The organism is Bradyrhizobium sp. Mp27, from assembly GCF_029953005.1.
In the GTDB taxonomy this organism is placed as follows: domain Bacteria; phylum Pseudomonadota; class Alphaproteobacteria; order Rhizobiales; family Xanthobacteraceae; genus Bradyrhizobium; species Bradyrhizobium barranii.
In genome coordinates this window covers 1-20,958 of the sequence record NZ_JASAUS010000013.1, presented here as the reverse complement: position 1 = coordinate 20,958, position 20,958 = coordinate 1, and the positions used below count along the sequence as shown (strand labels likewise).

15 protein-coding genes are annotated in these 20,958 nt (G+C 64.4%); 8 read left to right on the top strand and 7 right to left on the bottom strand.

Annotation, left to right across the window (positions count from 1 at the left end):
* Positions 1 to 3: 3 nt before the first annotated feature.
* Positions 4 to 2,991: a cell division protein gene (locus QJT78_RS10585; protein WP_028151682.1), complete on the bottom strand. Its 2,988-nt coding sequence runs from the start codon at positions 2,989 to 2,991 to the stop codon at positions 4 to 6.
* A 222-nt stretch (positions 2,992 to 3,213) separates the two neighbouring features.
* Positions 3,214 to 5,121, bottom strand: a complete 1,908-nt coding sequence (locus QJT78_RS10580) for a M3 family oligoendopeptidase (RefSeq protein ID WP_028151683.1) — start codon at positions 5,119 to 5,121, stop codon at positions 3,214 to 3,216.
* Between the two features lie 127 nt (positions 5,122 to 5,248).
* Here QJT78_RS10580 and QJT78_RS10575 point away from each other — a divergent pair, with 127 nt between their 5' ends.
* The 3 genes from QJT78_RS10575 to QJT78_RS10565 all read left to right on the top strand — a co-directional run bounded on the left by QJT78_RS10575 (position 5,249) and on the right by QJT78_RS10565 (position 11,269).
* Positions 5,249 to 6,745, top strand: coding sequence for a sigma-54 dependent transcriptional regulator (locus QJT78_RS10575; RefSeq protein ID WP_028151684.1), 1,497 nt, complete (start codon positions 5,249 to 5,251; stop codon positions 6,743 to 6,745).
* A 366-nt stretch (positions 6,746 to 7,111) separates the two neighbouring features.
* Positions 7,112 to 9,361 (top strand): L,D-transpeptidase family protein, encoded by a 2,250-nt coding sequence (locus tag QJT78_RS10570; protein WP_212481191.1) that lies wholly within the window; start codon positions 7,112 to 7,114, stop codon positions 9,359 to 9,361.
* Between the two features lie 285 nt (positions 9,362 to 9,646).
* A complete protein-coding gene (locus QJT78_RS10565; RefSeq protein WP_244433385.1) occupies positions 9,647 to 11,269 on the top strand; it encodes a DUF882 domain-containing protein in 1,623 nt (540 codons plus the stop codon).
* Between the two features lie 986 nt (positions 11,270 to 12,255).
* Here the strand turns inward: QJT78_RS10565 and QJT78_RS10560 are convergent.
* The 3 genes from QJT78_RS10560 to QJT78_RS10550 all read right to left on the bottom strand — a co-directional run bounded on the left by QJT78_RS10560 (position 12,256) and on the right by QJT78_RS10550 (position 13,638).
* On the bottom strand, positions 12,256 to 12,681 hold the full coding sequence (locus tag QJT78_RS10560; RefSeq protein WP_028154101.1) for a DUF1801 domain-containing protein: 426 nt from the start codon (positions 12,679 to 12,681) through the stop codon (positions 12,256 to 12,258).
* A 183-nt stretch (positions 12,682 to 12,864) separates the two neighbouring features.
* Complete coding sequence (locus QJT78_RS10555; RefSeq protein WP_014492426.1) at positions 12,865 to 13,137, bottom strand: DUF2312 domain-containing protein; 273 nt, start codon at positions 13,135 to 13,137, stop codon at positions 12,865 to 12,867.
* Between the two features lie 198 nt (positions 13,138 to 13,335).
* Entirely contained in the window at positions 13,336 to 13,638 is a 303-nt protein-coding gene (locus QJT78_RS10550; RefSeq protein ID WP_028154102.1) for a DUF1244 domain-containing protein, read from the bottom strand.
* 181 nt (positions 13,639 to 13,819) lie between these two features.
* On the opposite strand from QJT78_RS10550, the gene QJT78_RS10545 reads away from it, so the two are divergent.
* Positions 13,820 to 14,419, top strand: coding sequence for a DUF1036 domain-containing protein (locus tag QJT78_RS10545; protein WP_014492424.1), 600 nt, complete (start codon positions 13,820 to 13,822; stop codon positions 14,417 to 14,419).
* On the top strand, positions 14,416 to 15,852 hold the full coding sequence (pyk, locus tag QJT78_RS10540) for a pyruvate kinase (protein WP_028154103.1): 1,437 nt from the start codon (positions 14,416 to 14,418) through the stop codon (positions 15,850 to 15,852). Before QJT78_RS10545 ends, pyk begins: the two co-directional genes overlap by 4 nt.
* 152 nt (positions 15,853 to 16,004) lie before the next feature.
* On the opposite strand, the gene QJT78_RS10535 is transcribed toward pyk, so the two are convergent.
* Together QJT78_RS10535 and QJT78_RS10530 are read right to left on the bottom strand one after the other, a co-directional pair.
* Positions 16,005 to 16,685, bottom strand: coding sequence for a TetR/AcrR family transcriptional regulator (locus QJT78_RS10535; RefSeq protein WP_028154104.1), 681 nt, complete (start codon positions 16,683 to 16,685; stop codon positions 16,005 to 16,007).
* Between the two features lie 450 nt (positions 16,686 to 17,135).
* Positions 17,136 to 17,300 (bottom strand): Flp family type IVb pilin, encoded by a 165-nt coding sequence (locus QJT78_RS10530; RefSeq protein ID WP_014492421.1) that lies wholly within the window; start codon positions 17,298 to 17,300, stop codon positions 17,136 to 17,138.
* 420 nt (positions 17,301 to 17,720) lie between these two features.
* Between QJT78_RS10530 and QJT78_RS10525 the strand changes: the two genes are divergently transcribed.
* From QJT78_RS10525 to QJT78_RS10515, 3 genes are all read left to right on the top strand, one after another.
* The gene (locus QJT78_RS10525; protein ID WP_028154105.1) at positions 17,721 to 19,208 is read left to right on the top strand and encodes a hypothetical protein; all 1,488 of its coding nucleotides are present in this window, start codon (positions 17,721 to 17,723) and stop codon (positions 19,206 to 19,208) included.
* 237 nt (positions 19,209 to 19,445) lie between these two features.
* Positions 19,446 to 19,724 (top strand): hypothetical protein, encoded by a 279-nt coding sequence (locus QJT78_RS10520; protein WP_155258240.1) that lies wholly within the window; start codon positions 19,446 to 19,448, stop codon positions 19,722 to 19,724.
* 326 nt (positions 19,725 to 20,050) lie between these two features.
* Entirely contained in the window at positions 20,051 to 20,899 is an 849-nt protein-coding gene (locus QJT78_RS10515) for a DUF1254 domain-containing protein (protein WP_281460229.1), read from the top strand.
* The last annotated feature ends 59 nt before the right edge of the window (positions 20,900 to 20,958 follow it).

Below are 20,958 nucleotides of genomic sequence, written 5' to 3'. Positions count from 1 at the left end.
TGCTCAGCCCTGATCGATCATCGTGGCGGTGACGCTCGCGGTTTGCCGCCGGGGTATCGGAAGACCGAGCGCCTCGCGGACCGCGTCGATCGCCGGCTCGCCCGCTTCAGTGAATCGGGCCATATGCGGATCGACGCCGGACCCGACCGCGACCGGATTGTCACCGGACAGGAAACCGTGCGCCATGTGGAAGCCCAGCGCGCGGTAGACCTCGAACTGCTCCTCCGAGAAGAACTGGTCACCCGTGGTCTCGTGCGGGAAGCGGTCGTTTCGCCGCGCGTAGTCCCGGATATAGTCGTTCTCGTCGCCATTGAGCGACGATTTGACGTAAACGAGATAACCCTGCTCGTCGCCTCCATAGTCGATGGTGCCGATCGCGACGTGGACGTGGTCTCGCGCAATGTCGTCGCGCTCGTCGGCCGCGCCGGGATCACCCGCCTTGTCGGCATTGCGCGCCATCAGCGCACGCGTGCGCTCGCGAATCGGCGTCCATGGCAGGTCGATGCGGACGCCGAGATCGATGCGGGCGTAACGTTGCAACGTCATCAGGGAACCGAAATTCATCGGCGCATCGGCTTCCGCATCGACCGCGATGATCACCTTGCAACGGCGCCGCAACAGCTCGTAGACGCCGAGATTCTCGATATGACCGCCGTCCGTCAGATAGACGCTGTCGCTGTTCTCGTACAGGCGCCCCGAGATCTCCGACCAGAAATAGATCGGCGTGGAGCGGCGCTGCGGTCGGACACGCTCATCGACGTAACGCGGGTTCTTCAGCCAGTAGCCGAGCCGGACGTTGAGGAGCGCAAGCGTCGGCGTCAGCGCCTTGATCGAGCTCGACCCCATGTTCGAGGAGGCCGCGGCTCCGGAAATTGCCATTGCGGTGGCGAGATCGAGACTTTGCTCGTCGTCCTGCACCAGAGCGGTGGGCGCATAGCCCGTCGCCTCGCTGCCGACGTTCAGGGCGGAGAACACGAAGAAGTCCGCGTTGCGTCCGCGCCGGTTGGCAAAGTCGGAGCCCTGAATATTCAGCGCCGTATTGATGAGCTGATAGGGCGCGTGCAGCTTCGGCGCAGCCGGCGGCCCTGGAGTCCGGGCCGTCGCGGCCGGAGCGGCGTAGAGATCCGTCAGCTTCATGCGATCGAGCGCCTTGAAATCGCGCCCCTGGTCGAGACTGGCTTCGGCGGGCGCGACGCGCCCGTCGGCCGAACGCGTCGGATCGAACAGGAAGGCCTTGCTCAGGCGGTCGCGATAGAGCCGATGCAACGAGTTCGCATTCGGCGTCAGGCAGAACGAGATGGCGAACAGCAGGACGCCGGCGAACGTGTAGAGGATCACCATGTGCAGGCTGTAGGAGTAGGCGAGCTCCGAAGCATTGCCCTGGAACAGGCTGGGAAAACGCACCTGAACCACCTGCCCCGCTTTCTGAGCCAGGAACAGGAGCCAGGCGGGCGTGTGCCAGGTCGGCGTCAACTGCTCGGCATCTGCCACGACCTGCGGTGCGGCTTTCGGCGTGATTTCCGCCGACAAGGTCCCCTTGCTGGCATCGAACTGAATCCTGCCTGCGAGGCTGCCGGACGGCGCGTTCGATTTGGCATTGACCAGGCACTCTCGCTGGGAGGTTGCGCCCATAACGGACGGGCACCTCTCGAACAGATCGTTGGCGATGCCCCAATAGGACAGATAGAGGTATGCGACCCAGATGACGAGCGGAAGCGCAAGGCCCGCGATCCATAGCGCGACCTTGGCGACGACCGCGAGCACAAGCGAACCCCATTGCGAGGATGCGCTGTTGCCCTTCAGCAATTCTACGAATTGCTGCCTGAACGCGGTGACGAAGACGCCGATTGGCGCAGCCACCGCCGCGAGCGACTTGATCCAGGTGATCGCAACCGCAGCAGCCGGTCCACCGATTGCGCTGCTCTCGGCGACATCGAACATCTGCTCCAGCATGAAGGGCTGAAACTCGAAGAAGGCGATCACCGCCAGCAGCACCAGGAAGGTCGCGCCCATGCTCGGCCAGTGCGATCGAAACTCCTGCCGCTTGCCGGGACTCGCGAGCGACTGCTTGAGCGCCCATCCGAAGAACAGGACGCCGCCGATGATCGCGATCGACAGGCTCAACGCAAAATGCTGGACCTTGAGAAACCGCGCGAAGTCGCACGCGACGCCCAGCAACAGCGCGATCCCGCCAACATAGGCGAACACGACGCTGGGACCGCTGCCGCGGACGGAGCGGGAGGTGAAATAGGCGAGCCCGCTGCAAGCGAACATCACCAGCGCGACGACCAGGCCGAATGTGCTGAATCCATAACGATCGATGTCGCTGAAATCGTGCAGCTCGCACAACGACCTGTTGTTGAGACTGATGCCGAAGATGTTCGCATCCGTCAGGCAGCTCCGCAGCGGCGTTGACCAGATGGTGATGGCGGCAAGCAGCAGCACGATGGGCAGCGTCAACCCGATATTGGCGACCAGTCCCCGCACGACGATCGCAACTCCGGTCAGGAGATCGCGGGCCCCGGCAGGGATCAGATAGTTGGAATAGTTGCGCAGGTGTCCGACCGACGGCGTATCGCTGATCTCGGCGGACGTGACGGTTACGCCAGCGGGTCTTTCGCCGAACACAAAGCGCCGTGCGGTCGTCATGGTGGCGCTGAGCGAGGTGCCGATATAGCCGCCGCCCGACACCGTGGAGAGATAGTCGATCCGGCCGATCAGATTGTGGTGGTTCAGTGCCTGGAGCACGCCGAGGCAAACGGCCGACGAGCGAATGCCGCCGCCGGACAACGCAAGCCCGACGACGTCGAGCAACTGGCAGGGTTGCAGGCCGTCGGCATCGAGGCGCCGTTCCGGCTCGCGTCGGGTGTTGATCGCCTCGGTCTCATCGCAGACGATCTGATGGTGCTTCTCGCACCAGGGCGTTTCCTGATCGACGGCGGCAGCATTTCTCGCCATCGGAACCGGCGTGGCGGGCCCTTGATGGAGCATGGGTGCCTCCCCAGGGAGAAACCGATCAATCCACAATCAATAGTAGAAAATCATTTCCGAGTATCTGTTGAGTTAGTCTTGCGGGCCGCGCGAACGTTCAATCGCACGTAGCAAATTGCCGGCCTCCGCCGCGAAGGTCGCCCGCGCCCATGGATGGAACTGGGGCCGCAAAAACTTGCGACACCCGCATTCCGTGCGCCGGGAAGGAACTCGCGCTTCGCCTCAGCCCATCGCCTCGAGCTCGTCGATCATCCCGGCGATGACCGAGAGACCGCCGTCCCAGAATTTGGGATCCTTGGCATCGAGCCCGAACGGCCGCAGCAGCTCGGAATAATGCTTGGTGCCGCCGGCGGCGAGCATGTCAAGATAGCGCTCGGCGAAGCCCTCGGCCGCATTCTCGTAGACGGCGTAGAGCGAGTTCACGAGACAATCGCCGAAGGCATAGGCGTAGACGTAGAACGGCGAATGGATGAAGTGCGGGATGTACATCCAGTAGTTCTCATAGCCCGCCTTGATCTCGATCGCCGGCCCGAGGCTCTCGCCCTGCACCGACAGCCAGATCTCACCGAGCCGCGTCGCGGTGAGCTCGCCGTTCTTGCGCTCGGTGTGGACCGCGCGCTCGAACGAATAAAACGCGATCTGCCGCACCACGGTGTTGATCATGTCCTCGACCTTGCCGGCGAGCAGCGCCTGGCGCTGCTTCGCGCTCTTGGTCTGCGCCAGCAGCCGGCGGAACGTCAGCATCTCGCCGAACACGCTCGCGGTCTCAGCCAGCGTCAGCGGCGTCGGCGCCATCAGCGCGCCGTTCTTCGCCGCCAGCACTTGGTGCACGCCATGGCCGAGCTCATGCGCGAGCGTCATCACGTCGCGCGGCTTGCCCTGGTAGTTCATCAGCACGTAAGGATGCGCCGACGGCGTGGTCGGATGCGAGAACGCGCCCGGCGCCTTGCCCGGACGCACCGGCGCGTCGATCCAGCGGTCGGTGAAGAAGCGCTCGGCGATATCGGCCATTTTGGGCGAGAAACCGCGATAGGCCGTTAGCACCATGTTACGCGCATCGGGCCAGCCGATGACGTCGGTCGCGGCAAACGGCAGCGGCGCGTTGCGGTCCCAATAAGCCAGCCGCTTCTTGCCGAACCACTTCGCCTTCAACGCATAATAGCGATGCGACAGCTTTGGATAGGCCGCGCGCACCGAGGCGACCAGCGCATCCACCACCTCGCGCTCGACGCGGTTGTTCAGGTGGCGGGAATCCGCGACATCCTGAAAGCCGCGCCAGCGGTCGGAGATGTCCTTGTCCTTGGCGAGCGTGTTGGTGATCAGCGCAAAGGTGCGCTCATTGGCCTTGAAGGTTTTGGCCAGCGCTTCGGCCGCGGCCTTGCGCTTGGCGCCGTCGCGGTCCTGCAAAAAATTGAGCGTCGGCTCGATCGCGAGCTCTTTGGCGCCGACCTTGAAGCGCAGGCCCGAGATGGTCTGGTCGAACAGCCGGTTGAAGGCGGAATAGCCGGTTTGCGACTTCTCCAGGAAGAGCTGCTCGAGCTTGTCGTCGAGCTGGTACGGCTTCTCCTTGCGCAGATCCTCGATCCAGGGACGGTAATGCGCGAGCTCGGCGGCCTGCATCGCGCGGTTCAAAATATCGTCATCGACGCGGTTGAGCTCGAGCGCGAAGAACAGGAGATGCGTGGACGCCCCCGTCAGCCGCTCGGAGACGTCGCCGTAAAACTTTGAAATCTTGGGATCAACGCTGTCGCCGGCATGGACGAGACCGGCATAGGAGCCGAGACGCCCGGCGAGATCGTCGATCGCCTCATAGCGTCGCACCGCCTCGGCGAGCCATTTTCCGCCATCTTCGTTTGCTGTCCCTGTGGCGAGCTTGCCCTTGTAGTCGGTCTCGAACGCGACGCAATCGGCGTCCATCCTTTCGAGATCGCGCGCCACTTCCGGCGCATCGATCCCGGAATAGAGGTCGGCGAGGTTCCACTCCGGAAGCCTGCCGGTCTTGCCCGCAGGCTTTGCGGGCAAAGATTTGGAGGATTTTGCCTTGGCGGCGGATTTCCTGGTGCTTGGCTTGCGGAGAGCGGGCTTGCTGGACGCAGATTTCTTGAGAGCGGATTTGGAGCGCGAATTCATTGTGTGGGAAACCTGTGTTCAACAAGCGCGACGGCGGGCGGGGGCATCAAGGTTTAAGAGTGCGTTAATCGGCTTCGGCCAGAGTGACCCGATTCGAGACAGATAGTAGTAGCGTGCGGGGAACACCATGGCTGCCTGTATTTTGATCGCCGACGACGACGCTGTAGCCCGCCGGCTGGTCGAGAACATGGTGCAGAAATGCGGCTATGAGACGGTCGTCGTGGACTCCGGCGACGCCGCGATCGCCGCCCTCACCGCCCCCGATGCACCGGCGATCGACGCCGTCATCCTCGATCTCGTGATGCCCGGCCTCGACGGCCTGGGCGTGCTGGCGAAAATCCGCGAGGCCGGCATCGGCGTCCCCGTCATCGTGCAGACCGCCCATGGTGGCATCGACAACGTGATCTCGGCGATGCGCGCGGGCGCGGCCGATTTCGTCGTCAAGCCGGTTGGCTTGGAACGGCTCCAGGTCTCTCTGCGCAACGCACTCAATGCCTCCGCGCTCAAGGGCGAGTTGCAGCGCATCCGTCACAGCCGCGAGGGCCGGCTGACTTTCTCCGACATCATCACCCGCGCCGAGGCGATGGCGGCCGTGATGCGCGCCGCGCAGAAGGCCGCGGGCTCGTCGATCCCCGTGCTGATCGAGGGCGAGTCCGGCGTCGGTAAGGAGATGTTCGCACGCGCCATCCATGGCAGCGGCGAGCGCAAGGCGAAGCCGTTCGTTGCGGTCAATTGCGGCGCGATCCCCGACAATTTGGTCGAGTCGATCCTGTTCGGTCACGAGAAGGGCGCCTTCACCGGCGCCACCGAACGGCACACCGGCAAGTTCGTCGAGGCTCATGGCGGCACGCTGTTCCTGGACGAGGTCAGCGAGCTGCCGCTCACCGCGCAGGTCAAGCTGCTGCGCGCACTTCAGGAAGGCGCGGTCGAAGCAGTCGGCGGGCGCAAGCCGTTGAAGGTCGACGTTCGGATCATCTCCGCGACCAACCGCAGGCTGCTGGAGCGGGTGAAGCAGGGCCATTTCCGCGAGGACCTGTTCTATCGGCTCCACGTGCTGCCGCTGACGATCCCCTCGCTGCGGGCGCGGCGTGAGGACATCCCGCATCTGCTCCGGCATTTCCTGGCGCGCTTTGCCGCCGAGGAGAACCGCCTCATCACCGGCATCAGCGGCGAGGCCGTGGCGCACCTCGCCCAGCTCGACTGGCCCGGCAACATCCGCCAGCTCGAAAACGCGGTCTACCGCGCGGTGGTGATGAGCGAGGGCGACCAGCTTGACCTTGCCGACTTCCCCCTGCTCACCCCGCAGCCGCATCTCGAGGCCGACATCCCGACCGCGCCGCTGATGCTCGAGCCGATCGCGGCGCCCTCGGTGGTGTCGGGTGGTGAAATACCGATCGCGCCGCTGCCGTTGGCGGGCACCCTTTCCATGCTGACCCCCACCGGCGACGTCCGCCCGCTGGACGACATGGAGAACGAGATCATCCGCTTCGCGATCTCGCATTATCGGGGGCAGATGTCCGAGGTCGCCCGCCGCCTCAAGATCGGCCGGTCCACCCTCTACCGCAAGCTCGACGAAGCCGGGGTTCCCGGACATGGCGGTAAAAGCGGCGAGGAGACGCCCTGAGCCTCATGCGAACGGAGGTTCGCCCGGCGTTGCGATGACGCCGCAAGCCCTTCGCATTACGGCAAAATCCGGCTGCGACGTGAACCGTGACTTGGAAGTGACAGACACATGGAAAAGCGTCTGCCAAAGCCGCACAATCCGTTGCAAACGGGCTTTCTTGAAGTCAGTTTGTCGTGAGTTGTCCCGGGTAGCGCTGGCCGCCCAAACGGGGCCTGTATATCGTCTGCGTAGGATTCGTTCGTCCGCGTATGAATCGTTGCGTGCAGGCGTGCAACTTTCGAGCGGCCGGCGCAGTTTAGCCCGAAGCTCATTAGGCGATAATGAAGCTGTTCCACGAGGGACAGTTCACCCGAGGGGTGCGACACAATGCGTGACTGTTTGAACCACCGTGCGGGCTTTGACCGCGTCTTGATGACGGTCGCGGCGACCTTCCTCACGGTATCGGCCAGCTCGGCCCTGGCGCAGGATCAGGCGCGCAGCAGCGCCGCCGAGCTCGCGATCGAAGCCGCGATCCCGCGCCCCGAGCCCGCAAACGTTCCGCCCCCGACCGCATCCGACATCAAGCTCGACACCACCGCAACGGTTCAGGACTCCGCAAAGGAGCCGGTGAAGGCCGAAGCCGCACCGGCCCCCGACAAGGTCGAGACCAAGCCTTCCGACGTCGCCACCACGCCTGCACCTGAGGCGCCGAAGAGCGAAACCGCCAAGATCGAGCCCGCCAAGACCGAGCCCGCCAAGACCGAGCCCGCCAAGTCCGAGGCCGCGAAGACCGAGCCTGCCAAATCCGAACCGGCAAAGGCCGACACCGCGACGGCAACGCCGGCCGCGCCTGCGGCCCCCGCTGCGGCTCCGGCCGCCGAGCCCGTGAAGGCCGCGAGCAACGTTCCCGCCGCCGACCAGCCGGTCGCCGACAAGCTCAAGGACATCATCGGCGCCAAGACCTCGCGCCATTTCGACCGCAAGAACGAGCGCGCCGCGATCGAGAAGTTTTACGGTGCACGCGACTTTGCGCCGGTCTGGACCCAGGCCGGCAGCCTGACCGCCGCGGCCAAGGGCGTGATCGCGCGGCTGAAGGATGCTGCCTCCGATGGCCTCAATCCCGCCGACTACCCGGTGCCGGATTTCGCCGCCGCCACGACGCCCGATGCGCTCGCCGATGCCGAGCTGAAGCTCACCGCCAGCATGTTCGATTATGCGCGCCAGGCCCAGAGCGGCCGCATGCACTGGTCGCAGGTCAGCGGCGACATCCTCTATCCCGAGCATCCGGTTGATCCGAGCGAGGTGCTCGCCAAGGTCACGACCGCGGCCGACGCCTCCGCAGCGCTCGACAGCTATAACCCGCCGCAGAAGCTCTACAAGGAGCTGAAGGCCAAGCTCGCCGAGCTGCGCGGCCTGGGCAGCGGCCCGGTGATCGAGATCGCCGACGGTCCGGCGCTGAAATACACTCCGGCGGGCAAGAAGCAGGCTGAAATCGTCGTCGAAGATCCGCGCGTGCCGCAGCTCCGCGCCAAGCTCGGCCTCGCCGAGAACGCCAGCGACACCCGCTATGACGCCACCGTCGCCGAAGCCGTGCGCAAATTCCAGAGCGGCGCCGAGATGAAGGTAACAGGCATCCTCGACGACAAGACCGTCAAGGCGATCAACACCCCGAAGCGCGACAAGCAGATCGACACGGTGCTGGTGAACATGGAGCGCTGGCGCTGGCTGCCGCGCGACCTCGGCGTCCCCTCGCTGGGCGATGCCTATGTCATCCTCAACATTCCCGACTACACGCTGAAGGTGATGCAGCGCGGCCAGCAGGTCTGGACCACCCGCGTCGTCACCGGCAAGCCGGGCACGCATGCGACCCCGCTGCTGACCGAGACGATGAAGTACATCACGGTCAATCCGACCTGGAACGTGCCGCCGTCGATCGTCTACAACGAATACCTGCCGGCGCTTCAGCAGGACCCGACCGTGCTCCAGCGCATGGGCCTCAAGCTCGAGCAGAACCGCGACGGCTCCGTGCACATCTCGCAGCCGCCCGGTGAAGCCAACGCGCTCGGCCGCATCCGCTTCAACTTCCCGAACAAGTTCCTGGTCTATCAGCACGACACGCCGGACAAGAACCTGTTCGCCAAGGAAGATCGCGCCTTCAGCCATGGCTGCATGCGCGTGCAGAATCCGGATCAATACGCCTCCGTGCTGCTCAACATCGCCATGCCGAACGAGAAGTACACGCCGGAGCGCGTGCGCAGCATGTACGGCAAGAGCGAAATCGACCTGAAATTCCCGACGCCGATCCCGGTCAACATCACCTATCAGACCGCGTTCGTGGACGATGGCGGCAAGCTGCAGATCCGCAAGGACGTCTATGGCCGTGACGCGACCATGATCAACATCCTGAAGAACGGCCGCGGCAAGGACCTCGAGAACGTCGTCGCACACTCCCAGCCGAGCTATTCGCGCCCGGCGACGACGCTGCCCTCGGGCGTGGCGATCGCCAACAACGGTGGCAGCAGCTTCGGCTCGTCGGGCCCGAACTTCTTCGAACGGCTGTTCGGGGCCCCGACCCTGGCCCCGCCGCCGGCTCCGGTCGGCCGGCGGCCGCAGCAGCAGCGGGTGTTTACCCGCTGAGGCCTCCCCGACAGGATTTTGCCGGAAATTCTCTAGTAAGATCAGCGACCTCATCCCCCTGGATGGGGTCGCTTAACGTTAACCATTCTCGACCCGAACTCCGGCAGCGGGCGTTTTTTTGCCACACTGAGCCGGTTAGGTTCGTGTTCTGACTTGGTTTGGGGTCGGGAAGGTCAACCTCGAATTAACCTTCTCGCTTTAAGAAAGCGTTCATCCTCTTTCGCGCGCTAACGGGGTTGCCGGGAGAGTCCATTTTGAACGCTCGTCGACTGGGTGGGCTCATTCGTGCTGACTGGTCTCGCACGCAAATTCGCAGTGCTGTCGTTGTCCCATGCGGGAGTGAAGGCCGGATCCCGGATCGGCCTCGCTTCCGCACTGCTGCTTGCTGCCGCGGGCTCGGTCCATGACGCCGCCGCGCTGAACGAGACCAAGACGCTCTCGTTCCACCACACCCATTCCGGCGAAGACCTCACCGTCACCTTCAAGCGCGATGGCCGCTTCGACGAGGTCGCGCTGAAGCAGCTCAACCACTTCCTGCGCGACTGGCGCACCCAGGACGAAACGGTCATGGACCGCCGCCTGTTCGACATCCTCTGGGAAGTCTATCGCGACGTCGACGGCAAGCAGCCGATCCAGATCATCTCCTCCTACCGCTCCCCCGCCACCAACGCCATGCTCCGCCGCCGCTCTTCGGGCGTGGCGCGCTTCAGCCAGCACATGCTGGGGCATGCGATGGACTTCTACATTCCGGGCGTGCCGCTGGAGCAGATCCGCTTCGCCGGCCTGCGCCTGCAGCGCGGCGGCGTCGGCTTCTATCCGACGTCCGGCTCGCCGTTCGTGCATCTGGATACCGGCAGCATCCGGCACTGGCCGCGCATGACGCATGACCAGCTCGCCCGCGTGTTCCCGGATGGCCGCACGGTCCACGTCCCGACCGACGGCACGCCGCTGAAGGGCTATGAGCTGGCCAAGGCCGACATCGAGCGCCGCGGCACTAGCGACGATTCCGGCAGCAAGCCGAGTTTCTTTGCCGCCCTGTTCAGGAGCAAGTCGGCTCCGGCCGCCACGAGCAGCGACGAGGATGACGAGAGCGCACCCGCCCCGGCCGCGAAGCCTGTTGCGCCGACCGTGGTTGCCGCCGCGGCCAAGCCGGCCGATCCGGTGCCGACCCCGCGCGCCAAGCCGCAGATCGCCGCTGCGATCCAGCTCGCTTCGGCCGATGCGCAGCTCGTTGCAGCGCCCAAGCCGAAGCCCGCGCCCGTGGCTGACAAGCCGGCGGCCGGCAAATCTGTTGAGGGCAAGCCCGAGACCCCGGCCGACATCATCAATGCCCGCGGCTTCTGGGATACCCCTGCGACCCCGCAGCAGGCGACGCCAGCTCAAGTGGCGGCGCTGAAGGCCCGCCAGGCGCTCGCCGCCGCCACCGAGCCGCAAGCGACCGCGAGCGTCTCCAGCGCGGCCTATCAGGCGCTGGCCTATGCGCCGGCGTCCGCCTCCCCGGTCGACCGCGCCAACGTCGTCGCCGCCTCCGCGCCGGTCCCGCGCACAGGCCGCCCCGTTGCCGCGACGCGCGGCCTTGCGCCCGCGACCGAGATCAACACGGTGGTCGGCAAGAGCATCGACGGCAGGATCGCAACCGCGACCCGCCTCTCCGCCGCCAGAGGCGAAAGCATCTGGCTCAAGATCGTGATGCTGTCGCCGAGCGCCAGCCGCGCGATGTCGGTCACGCTGATGGGCGAGCTCGATACGGTTGCCCTGCGCGGCTATTTCGTCAAGCCGCAGGCGGTGATCGCGATGGGCTTTGCCGACGATCCGATGCAGGGCCTGTCCTGCGACAGCTTTACGGGCAGCGCGACCGCGAAGCTCGAGACGACGTCGTTCGTCATGCGCACCGCCGCGCTGCGCTGAGATCTTTCCCCTCACGCCGTTCGGTAGTCCCGCAAGCCGGGATGAAGCCAACGGGTCGGCGCGAAGCGCCGCCCGATGACAGGCTCCGCGCAATCCCTGGGGCACGACAGCGCCACACGCTCAAGTGTCGTCCCGGCCTGGTGCGCATCTGCACTAAGGGAGATTCCCCCACTTCCAACGGGTAATCCACCCGGTATCGCTACGCATTCCAAACGCGCATTGTGGCAATGCGCCCAGAACGGACGCGATGACAAAGTCCGAGGACGCGATTGCGTTTGCCTTGGTGTTCCGCGTTTCCGCAGCGGCGCCGGCATCTCAAGGGAAGTCGCCACAGCGAAGTAGGAGCATGCGATGTCAGTTCCATGCAAGTCTGAGCTCAGCCTTCTGAACCACGACGAGCGCGAAGTCATATTGAGTACGCACCATCCCGTGGTCGGAGAGATGGAGCGCGATGGACTTGAGAGCCTTCGCGCCCGACTTCGGGATCTGCGCGACAGGGAGCGTACATTGTCGCGGCATCGACGCCGCGAAACAAAGGGAACAGGCGACCCGCGCGGCAAGAGTTTCTCCGGCACGGCAGAGCATGCAAACCGGCGCCAATCGGTTTTCGCTGCCGCCATCAAGCGCGTCAAGAACGAGCTGAGGCGCATCCGAAAGTTTGAAGCACGACGGGAACTCGGGGGGGAAGCGGCGCGACGGGCGTTAGCACTCCGTCGGGCGCGTCAGTTTTCTCGCCCGCAGACGACCCCAACTTCGCAGGACGGCATGCGGTCCATCCCAAGCCGTCGCCGGATCAAGAAACTCCCACCGGAAAAAATCGGAAGAGTCTCGCAGGCCAACAAGCGGGCGCAGGCCCGACGAGACGCCAAACGCGGACGCGGCAATTGAGACCGAGACCGACAATCTTGCGGATCGAGGCTGCGTGCCGGACCGGCGCAATGGCGTGCTCGCCACTTCCAAGACTACAGTGTCGAAGCCTGCAGCTTCTATCTCGCTTTCCTGACCCGCCGATCCAGATGATATGTCAACGCCAGCGAGAGGCAGACGGTGAGCTCCTGCTTCGGCAGCGCGCCGGATAGGGGCAACAGCAAAGCCCTGGTCTGCCGATATTCGAACTCATCGGGAAAGCGCTCGCGGAACGTATCGACCAGCGTCGTCTTGCAGTTGAACAAAATGGCAGCGTGGTCGGAGTCCTTCAGGCGGCCGAGCCGGATCGTGCTGCCGCTGCCGGTCTCATCGGTCAGGTAAGCCGGCTCGCCCCATTTTAGCGTTTCGGTGAGCTTGCCGACATCGTGATGCGCCGCAGCGGTCGCGAAGATCAGCGCACGCACCTGGAGTAGCCGCTTGCCGATCGGCGCCGGAAGGGCGAGGAAGGCACGGTCCACCTCGCGCGGCAGCGGCGGCGCAGTCACAGCGTCTCTCCCGATGAAGCCACAACACCGGTGTCGTCCTGGCGAACGCCAGGACCCATACCGCGGGATCTATCGGTGAAGCGCGGTATCAATCCCGCGCAACGATAATGCAACTGCCGGCCGCCGCAATAACCACGTCCTGTGGTTATGGGTCCTGGCTTTCGCCAGGACGACAGCGGGGCCTCAGAGCATTCCCAGCGCCTGCATGTAGGTCTCGAGGATCGTCTCGGCCTCGGCGCGCTCGTTCGGGTCCTGCTTGCGCATGCGCACGATGGTGCGCAGTGCCTTGACGTCGTAGCCATTGCCCTTGCTCTCGGCATAGACGTCGCGGATGTCGTCGGAGATCGCCTTCTTCTCTTCCTCCAGCCGCTCGATGCGCTCGATGATGGATTTGAGCTGGTCCTTGGCAAATTTCGTCGCGGGCTCATCGTCGCGGACGGCGGCGGAGGTGGCCATCTTGGTACTCCCAATGGAACTGGCAAAACGAGGTGACGCCGGCATCCTCACCGCGCGTGCTGGTTGACCCTTAGGGTTCGCGGCTCTCGCGTTCAAGGCAGCATCGCGCTCGTCCACAGCGCGCCCACACCTTCCTGCGGCGGAGCGAAGAAAGCTGTTGTGTGGTGCGACTCACCGCCGGACTGCCGGCGAGGCCGTTCAGTGCCCGGGATGAACCTTCTTCATCGCCTCGACCTGCTCGGGCGTGGCCGTGCCCTGGTATTTCGACTTCCAGGTCTCGTAGGGCATGCCGTAGACGGCCTCGCGGCTCTCGTCCTTGCTTAAGCTCACGCCTTGCGCGTCGGCGGCGTCCTTGAGCCAGTTGGACAGGCAGTTGCGGCAGAAGCCGGCCAGATTCATCAGATCGATGTTCTGGACGTCGGTCCGCGTCTTCAGATGATCGACCAGGCGCCGGAAAGCGGCCGCCTCGAGCTCCGTTCTGGTTTTGTCGTCGATTGCCATGGCTGGATCCCTTCGGCCTGAATTGGTTCTGCCCCCGATGGGGGTCACCCTTACGGGATCAGGTGGGTCCTTGTCACAGATTTTGCCACATCGCGGCGCAAACGGCGCCAGAGCCAACCCGAAGGCCGGTGCCCCCGGCCCTACGCCAAATCGTCAATCATCTGGTATACGTTCCGCGACAATGATCGCCGAATCTCCCCGCGCCCCCCTTCGCCTGCTCGCCCGGTTGGTCCCGGTGCTGGTGGTTGGCCTGCTGTGCCTCTGGGCCAGCCCGGCCTCCGCCGACTTCCGGCTTTGCAACAACACCTCGAGCCGGGTCGGCATTGCGCTCGGCTACAAGGATGCCGAGGGCTGGACCACCGAGGGCTGGTGGAACATTTCGTCCCGCTCCTGCGAGACCCTGCTGCGGGGAACGCTGGTCGCCCGCTACTATTACATCTACGCGATCGACTATGACCGCGGCGGCGAATGGTCGGGCCAAGCCTTCATGTGCTCGCGCGACAAGGAATTCACCATCCGCGGCACCGAGGATTGCCTCGCGCGCGGCTACGACCGGACCGGCTATTTCGAGGTCGATACCGGCGAGCAGCGGGCCTGGACGGTTCAGCTCACCGACGCCAACGAGCAGCCGTCACAGCAGCAGCGCGTGCCCGGCCTGCCGGGCCCTGTCGGCCCGGGTGGCGGCGTTCCGGGTTTGCCCAATAGTCCGCCCGGTGGTACGCCCCCCGCCGCGCCTGGCCTTCCGCCAGCCCCCTCGCCACCGTCTGGAAATAAGCCATGAGGCGTCTTCGCCGTATCAAGATTCTCGCGACCCTGGGACCTGCCTCTTCGGACCTCGCGATGATCCGCCGCCTGTTCGAGGCCGGCGCCGATCTGTTCCGCATCAATATGAGCCACACCCCGCATGACAAGATGCGGGAGCTGGTCGCGACGATCCGCAACGTCGAGAGCAGTTATGGCCGGCCGATCGGCATCCTGGTCGATCTCCAGGGCCCGAAGCTCCGGCTCGGTGCCTTCGCCGAAGGTGCGGTCCAGCTCCAGAACGGCCAGATCTTCACGCTCGATTCCGACAAGACGCCGGGCGATGCCACGCGCGTCAATCTCCCGCATCCGGAGATTCTCGCTGCACTCAGGCCCGGCCATTCGCTGCTGCTCGACGACGGCAAGGTGCGCCTGATCGCGGAGGAGACCTCGAAGGAGCACGCGGTGACGCGTGTCGTGGTCGGCGGCCGGATGTCCGACCGCAAGGGCGTCAGCCTGCCCGACACTGACCTGCCGGTCTCGGCGATGACGCCGAAGGACCGCGCCGACCTCGAGGCCGCGCTGGTGACCGGCGTCGACTGGATCGCGCTGTCCTTCGTGCAGCGCGCCGACGACGTGATCGAGGCCAAGAAGATGATCCGCGGCCGCGCCGCTGTCATGGCCAAGATCGAGAAGCCGCAGGCGATCGACCGTCTCGCCGACATCATCGACGCCTCCGACGCGCTGATGGTGGCGCGCGGCGACCTCGGCGTCGAGCTGCCGCTGGAACGCGTGCCGAGCCTGCAGAAACAGATGACGCGCATGGCGCGTCGCGCCGGCAAGCCGGTGGTGATCGCAACCCAGATGTTGGAGTCGATGATCCAGTCGCCGGTGCCGACCCGCGCCGAGGTCTCCGACGTCGCCACCGCCGTCTATGAGGGCGCCGACGCCATCATGCTGTCGGCGGAATCGGCGGCCGGCAAATTCCCGGTCGAGGCGGTCTCGACCATGAACCGCATCGGCGAGGAGGTCGAGCGCGACCCCACCTATCGTTCCGTCATCACCGCGCAGCGCCCCGCGCCGGAAACCACCGCCGGCGACGCCATCGCAGACGCCGCGCGGCAGATCGCCGAGACGCTCGACCTGCCGGCGCTGATCTGCTGGACCAGCTCGGGCTCGACCGCCGTGCGCGTGGCCCGCGAGCGGCCGAAGCCGCCGATCGTGGCGATCACGCCGAACATGGCTGCCGGACGCCGTCTCGCCGTCGTCTGGGGCGTGCATTGCGTGGTGGCGGACGATGCCCGCGACCAGGACGACATGGTGAGCCGCGCCGGCCAGATCGCCTTCCGCGACGGTTTTGTCCGCGCCGGCCAGCGCGTGATCATCGTCGCCGGCGTGCCGCTCGGTATCCCCGGCACCACCAACATGGTGCGCATCGCCTCCGTCGGCCCCGAGGGCGACGCGAATTTGTAGGCCCGCAGGTGCGGGCCAAGACAAAAATGTCGAAAACAACCCCATGCACAGTAGCCGGCGTTGCCGGCGAAGGTGCGCGGGTTTCGTGGAAAGGCGCGCTCAGGCAATGACCTGAGCGGAATCAGGTCTCGGCCCTGGCCGCGCCCTGCTCTTCAGGCTCCGACCAGCGCTTTCGTGGTCGGCAGCAGCGTCTGCTGCACCACCAGACCGCGGGCACGGGCATCCATCACGCCTACGGCGCGCAGGGCCAGCAGCGTCACGGTCTGCACCGCATCGCGCATCCTGGCGGGATCGTCGAGATTGTCGGGCGCGAGCGGCCCGACCAGGGCCTCATGCAGCGCCCCTAACAGCGCGGTGGCGGCGAGCGCGGTATCCTGCGCCGGCAAATGGCCGGCACGCACGGCGGCGTCGATCCGCGCGGCGATCTCGCCGGCGATCTCGCGGCGGCTGGCCAGGCGGGACGCGCTGACATCGACGTCGACCGGCTCGGCCAGGATGCCCCAGGCCAGCCTGCGCTGCGACAGCGTATGGACCGCCACGGTGGTGACGGCCGCCGCCAGCGCCGAGGATGGGCCGGGCGCGGCATCGGCCGCCCGGCGGATCGCTGCGAGCTCGTCGCGCGACACCTCGGCTATCAATTCGGAGATCAGCTCGGACTTGGACGGGAAGTAGCGGTAGACCGTTCCGGCCGCGACACTGGCCCGGACCGCAACCGGCGCGATCTGCACCGCAGCCATCCCACCTTCCGCCGCAGCTTCCCGCGCTGCAGCAAGGATCGCACTGCGCCTTGCCGCAAGGCGCTTCACCACTTGATGCGTTCGCCGATAAACCATGGCGCGCTTCCTGTCCACACGCCAGCCGCACGCCCCGCGCGGCCGAACGCGTCGTCCCTGCAATAGATGCAAATCGTCCCGCAAGGACTGAACAACTATTCAAAGTGAATGACAAGATGCAAATGCGTAGAACGTCACGCTGGACGGACGGGAGCGCCAAGCCTGGTGACACCGGCTGGAGGGCTTTGAAGAAGAACGTGCCGGGAAGCTTGCCGGCGGGCCCATCCTTCAAGACGCCCGCCTACGGCGGGCCCTCAGGATGAGGTCGCGTTTCGCGGCAAGATATCAGACCCTCATGGTGAGGAGCCCGCCAAAGCGGGCATCTTCGGACGATGCTTTGCATCGCCGGGCGAACTATGCAGGCCGGGCAGCCCTCCGGCTCACTCCACCCCACAAAAGAAAAGAGCCCCGTCCGGGACGGGGCTCTCGAAACTCTCAGATCGTCCGGTCTTACTTGAGGCTGGACGAGATCGAGCCGAACTTGGTGTTCAGCGAGCTGCCGAGGTTGTTGACGACGGTGATGATCGCGAGCGCGATGCCGGCAGCGATCAGGCCGTATTCAATGGCGGTAGCGCCGGATTCGTCCTTCACGAAACGCGAAACGAGGTTCTTCATAGACTGCTCCCAAAGAGTACACGAGGCTGACAAATGGTCTGGTCTTTTCGGCTTCCCAGCGCCGCCCGACCATGGAACCGAACCTAGAGGCAAAGAATTGCGCCGCAGTTAATTCGACTGCGGAAACACGAAGCGGATTGCACGTATTCGGCGATGGTAAAGGAGAATTGAAAACAATCCGTTAAATCGTAGCGATCCGCGGCAATGCCGCTGCGGCGCGATTTACCCGAAGTTATGACCACGCATGGTCCAATGCCGCCCGCTCGGCCTGAAGCACGACGAGATGAATCGTTCATCGCGCTTCAGGTTATTGTTTGAGCATGATCTTCTCGGAAAACCGCTACACACTTTGCGCTAACGCGGCCCTTCGGGTCCGGATCATGCTCCGACCGACAAGAACAAGCAGGACGACGAGGCGGCATGTCCCTTTCCTTTGCCAACAGCATTGCGATGCAGAGTCGCGCGCGAGCACTGCTGCCGCTCTGCGTTGGTGCCGGCACCTATCTGTTCTTTCTCTTCGTCGGCGACACGCTGCTTCAGGACTCCGACTCGTTCTGGCAGATCAAGATCGGGCAATGGATCCTCGATCACGGCGCCCTGCCCTACACCGACTTCTATTCTTTCACGCGCCCAGGGGAATCCTGGATCTCGACGTCGTGGCTATCGCAGGTGCTGTTCGCCTTCTCCTACGCGCAATGGGGCTGGGCAGGTCCGGTCATCCTCACCGCGATCGGGATGGCGCTCACGGCTGCGATCTTCGTCTATCTGCTCGACGCGCAGATCGAGGCGCCGCGCGCGGTTCTGTTCGCGATGCTGGCGCTGCTGCTGTCGATCCATCACGTGCTGGCGCGTCCGCATATCCTGGCGCTGCCCGTCATGGTGGCGTGGGTCGGCCTGCTGATGGCGGCGGCCGACCGCAGAAGCGCGCCGTCCTGGACTTGGCTGCCGCCGATGGCGCTCTGGGCGAATCTTCATGGCGGCTTCGTGCTGGGCCTCGCGCTGATCGGTCCGATCTCGCTCGAAGCGGTCGAGCATGCCGAGAAGGGACAGCGGCTGAAGCTGTTCATGCGCTGGGTGCTGTTCGGCGTCGGCGCGCTGATCGCTGCCTGCTGCACGCCTTACGGCTGGCGGACGCTGATGGGTGCGACCAACATCCTCAGCCTCGGCGAATTGCTGACACTGATCTTCGAATGGATGCCGGCGAACTTTGCCACCTTCACCGGGTTCGAAGGCGCACTGCTCGGCCTGATCGCGCTCGGCTATTATCGCGGCCTCGTGCTGTCGGCGCCGCGGATCTTCCTGATCCTGTTCCTGACCTGGAGCGCGCTGACCCATGTCAGGAATATCGAGGCCTTCGCCTTCCTGGTGCCGCTGGTGCTGGCAAAGCCGCTCGGCGAGATGTTCCCCCGCCCGCCGGCGGACACCGCCGGCGCCGACCGCTGGCCGGTCCGCTATGTCACCGCGCTCGGCGCGCTCATGATCGTGGCCGCGAGCTGGACCTCGACCTCGCTCTATATGGGACACCATCGCTTCACGTTCACGATGACGCAGACCCCGGTTGCGGCAGTCGACCTGCTCGAAAAACTCAGGGTGCAGCGCATCTTCAACGCCTATCAGTTCGGCGGCTATCTGATCTCGCGCGACGTCCCTGTTTACGTCGACGGCCGCGCCGAGCTCTATGGCGAAAAGTTCGTCATGGACTTCTTCAAGGCGACGGAGGGCAAGAAGCCCGAGCTGCTGCCGCGCCTGCTCGACCAGTACAAGATCGACGCGACGCTATTGGTCGCCGATGCGCCGGGCCCGCAAATCCTCGATCAGCTTAAGGGCTGGAAGCGGATCTACGCGGACGACATCGCCGTCATTCATGTGCGGGACAATGCGGACGGAGCGGCGCTGCCGTCGAAGTGAGGAAGCGGCTTCAGGCGTGTCCTCTCAGATCCGACGTTCGCCTAATGATGTGAAGCGGAGCTGGGCACGCACTCCGGCAATTTCGCCGTTTGACCCAAGGCGGTCGTCAAGCGGCAATGTCAATTGCTGTTATTCGACTTATGCGCCCGGAGTCAGGGTAGCAGTGATGACAAGGGCTCGCGCGGTTCTCGTATGGGCTTGAACCATCTGCCTCGTGTTAACGACCAAGAGCCAATCATGTTCGACAATCTGATGACCCTCTTGGTTATTCTGTCCTTCGGCTTTCCCGTCATGCCATGGTTTTTGGGTGCGCGATGGGGGTCGAGAGGCGTTTGGCTCAGTACGGGATTTGCCGTAGTCATCCTGCTATGTTTGTTTCCAATATTGTTTTGGGTTGCATGCGGTGCCTGTGGGCAGGGCGCGATAGCCATCTTTTTGCTGGGGCCGATTTGGATTGCTTCGGCATTGCTTACGGTCACGTCGGGGGCGTTCGCTTACTACAAATTCGCGCGCTGATTTCCGGAAGACCGCGAAGGCGCTGGGAGTAACGATACCGCTCACGCTGGGCATCGCAGATGAAGTGATTGAGTATGGCATCAGCGATGTCAGCTTGTGGCCCATCAGCGAAGTGGCGACACCTTTCATTGAGGTCCGCTTGGTGGCGTAGAGCGGACTGACTTTACTCACTCTGCGTTCTTCGCATTTTGACCCAAAGCGGCCGTGTCACAATCGGTACATTGATTTAGCTCAAACAACCGCACATTTTCACAAATTACACGAACAGCTCCGTCAGATAGCATGTCAGGAATTTCCGTCCTTAGTAACTGCTAAGGGAGCGGCCCATGAAGCTGATCGGACCACTTGCAGCAATCGTCGTTTGCGCCACACTGATACTGCCCCGCGTTGTTGTCGCTCAGACCGCCCCTTCGATTCCACCATCGATCACCACAGCCGACAAGGTCGAGACCCGCGTTGGCACACTTGAGTTCAAGGATGGCGCGCCGAACAGGGCGACCGCCGAGAAAGTCTTCGACAATCTCGACTTCACCTACGCGTATCGCGCGTTCATGGACAACATGCGCGGCGTCAGCATCCACGCGTTGCGCAAGGGCCTGCAGGACATAGGCGTAAAGGACAACGAGGTAATCGTCTTCTCCGAGCTGATGGATGCCAAGTCGCTGTTCCTGACCGCCAACGCCGACACCATTTACGTTATAGGCACCCTCGACCTCAGCAAAGGACCCATGGTGGTGGAGACGCCGCCCAAGTTTCTGGGCACTGTGCAGGATGCCTGGTTTCGCTGGGTTATCGACCTCGGCCTGCCCGGCCCCGACCGCGGCGAGGGCGGCAAGTACCTGATCGTGCCGCCGGACTATAGTGGTGAGCTGCCAGACGGCGGGTTCTTTGTCGCACGCGCCCGCACTAACACCATCGCGTGGTTCGGCCGGTCATTCCTTGAGAACCACAGCGATCCCAAGCCGGTAGCCGAGACGATTAAGAAGTTCACCAAGGTCTATCCGTACGAGCGGGGCGGCGTGGGCACCACTGTTGCCGAGTTCCTCGCTGGCAAAGCCAAGCTCGGGCGGATCACGCCGCCGCCGCCGACCGTCATTCATGAGGGTAGCGGCAAGGTGTTCAACAGAGCTGGCCCCGCAAATTCGGACAGTAGCTTGAGTGGATTTTCTGCCTGACAGCGGCGAGGATTCTTGCTGCGAATCAGGAGCGAAGATGACGAAGAAGAGCCGCCGGA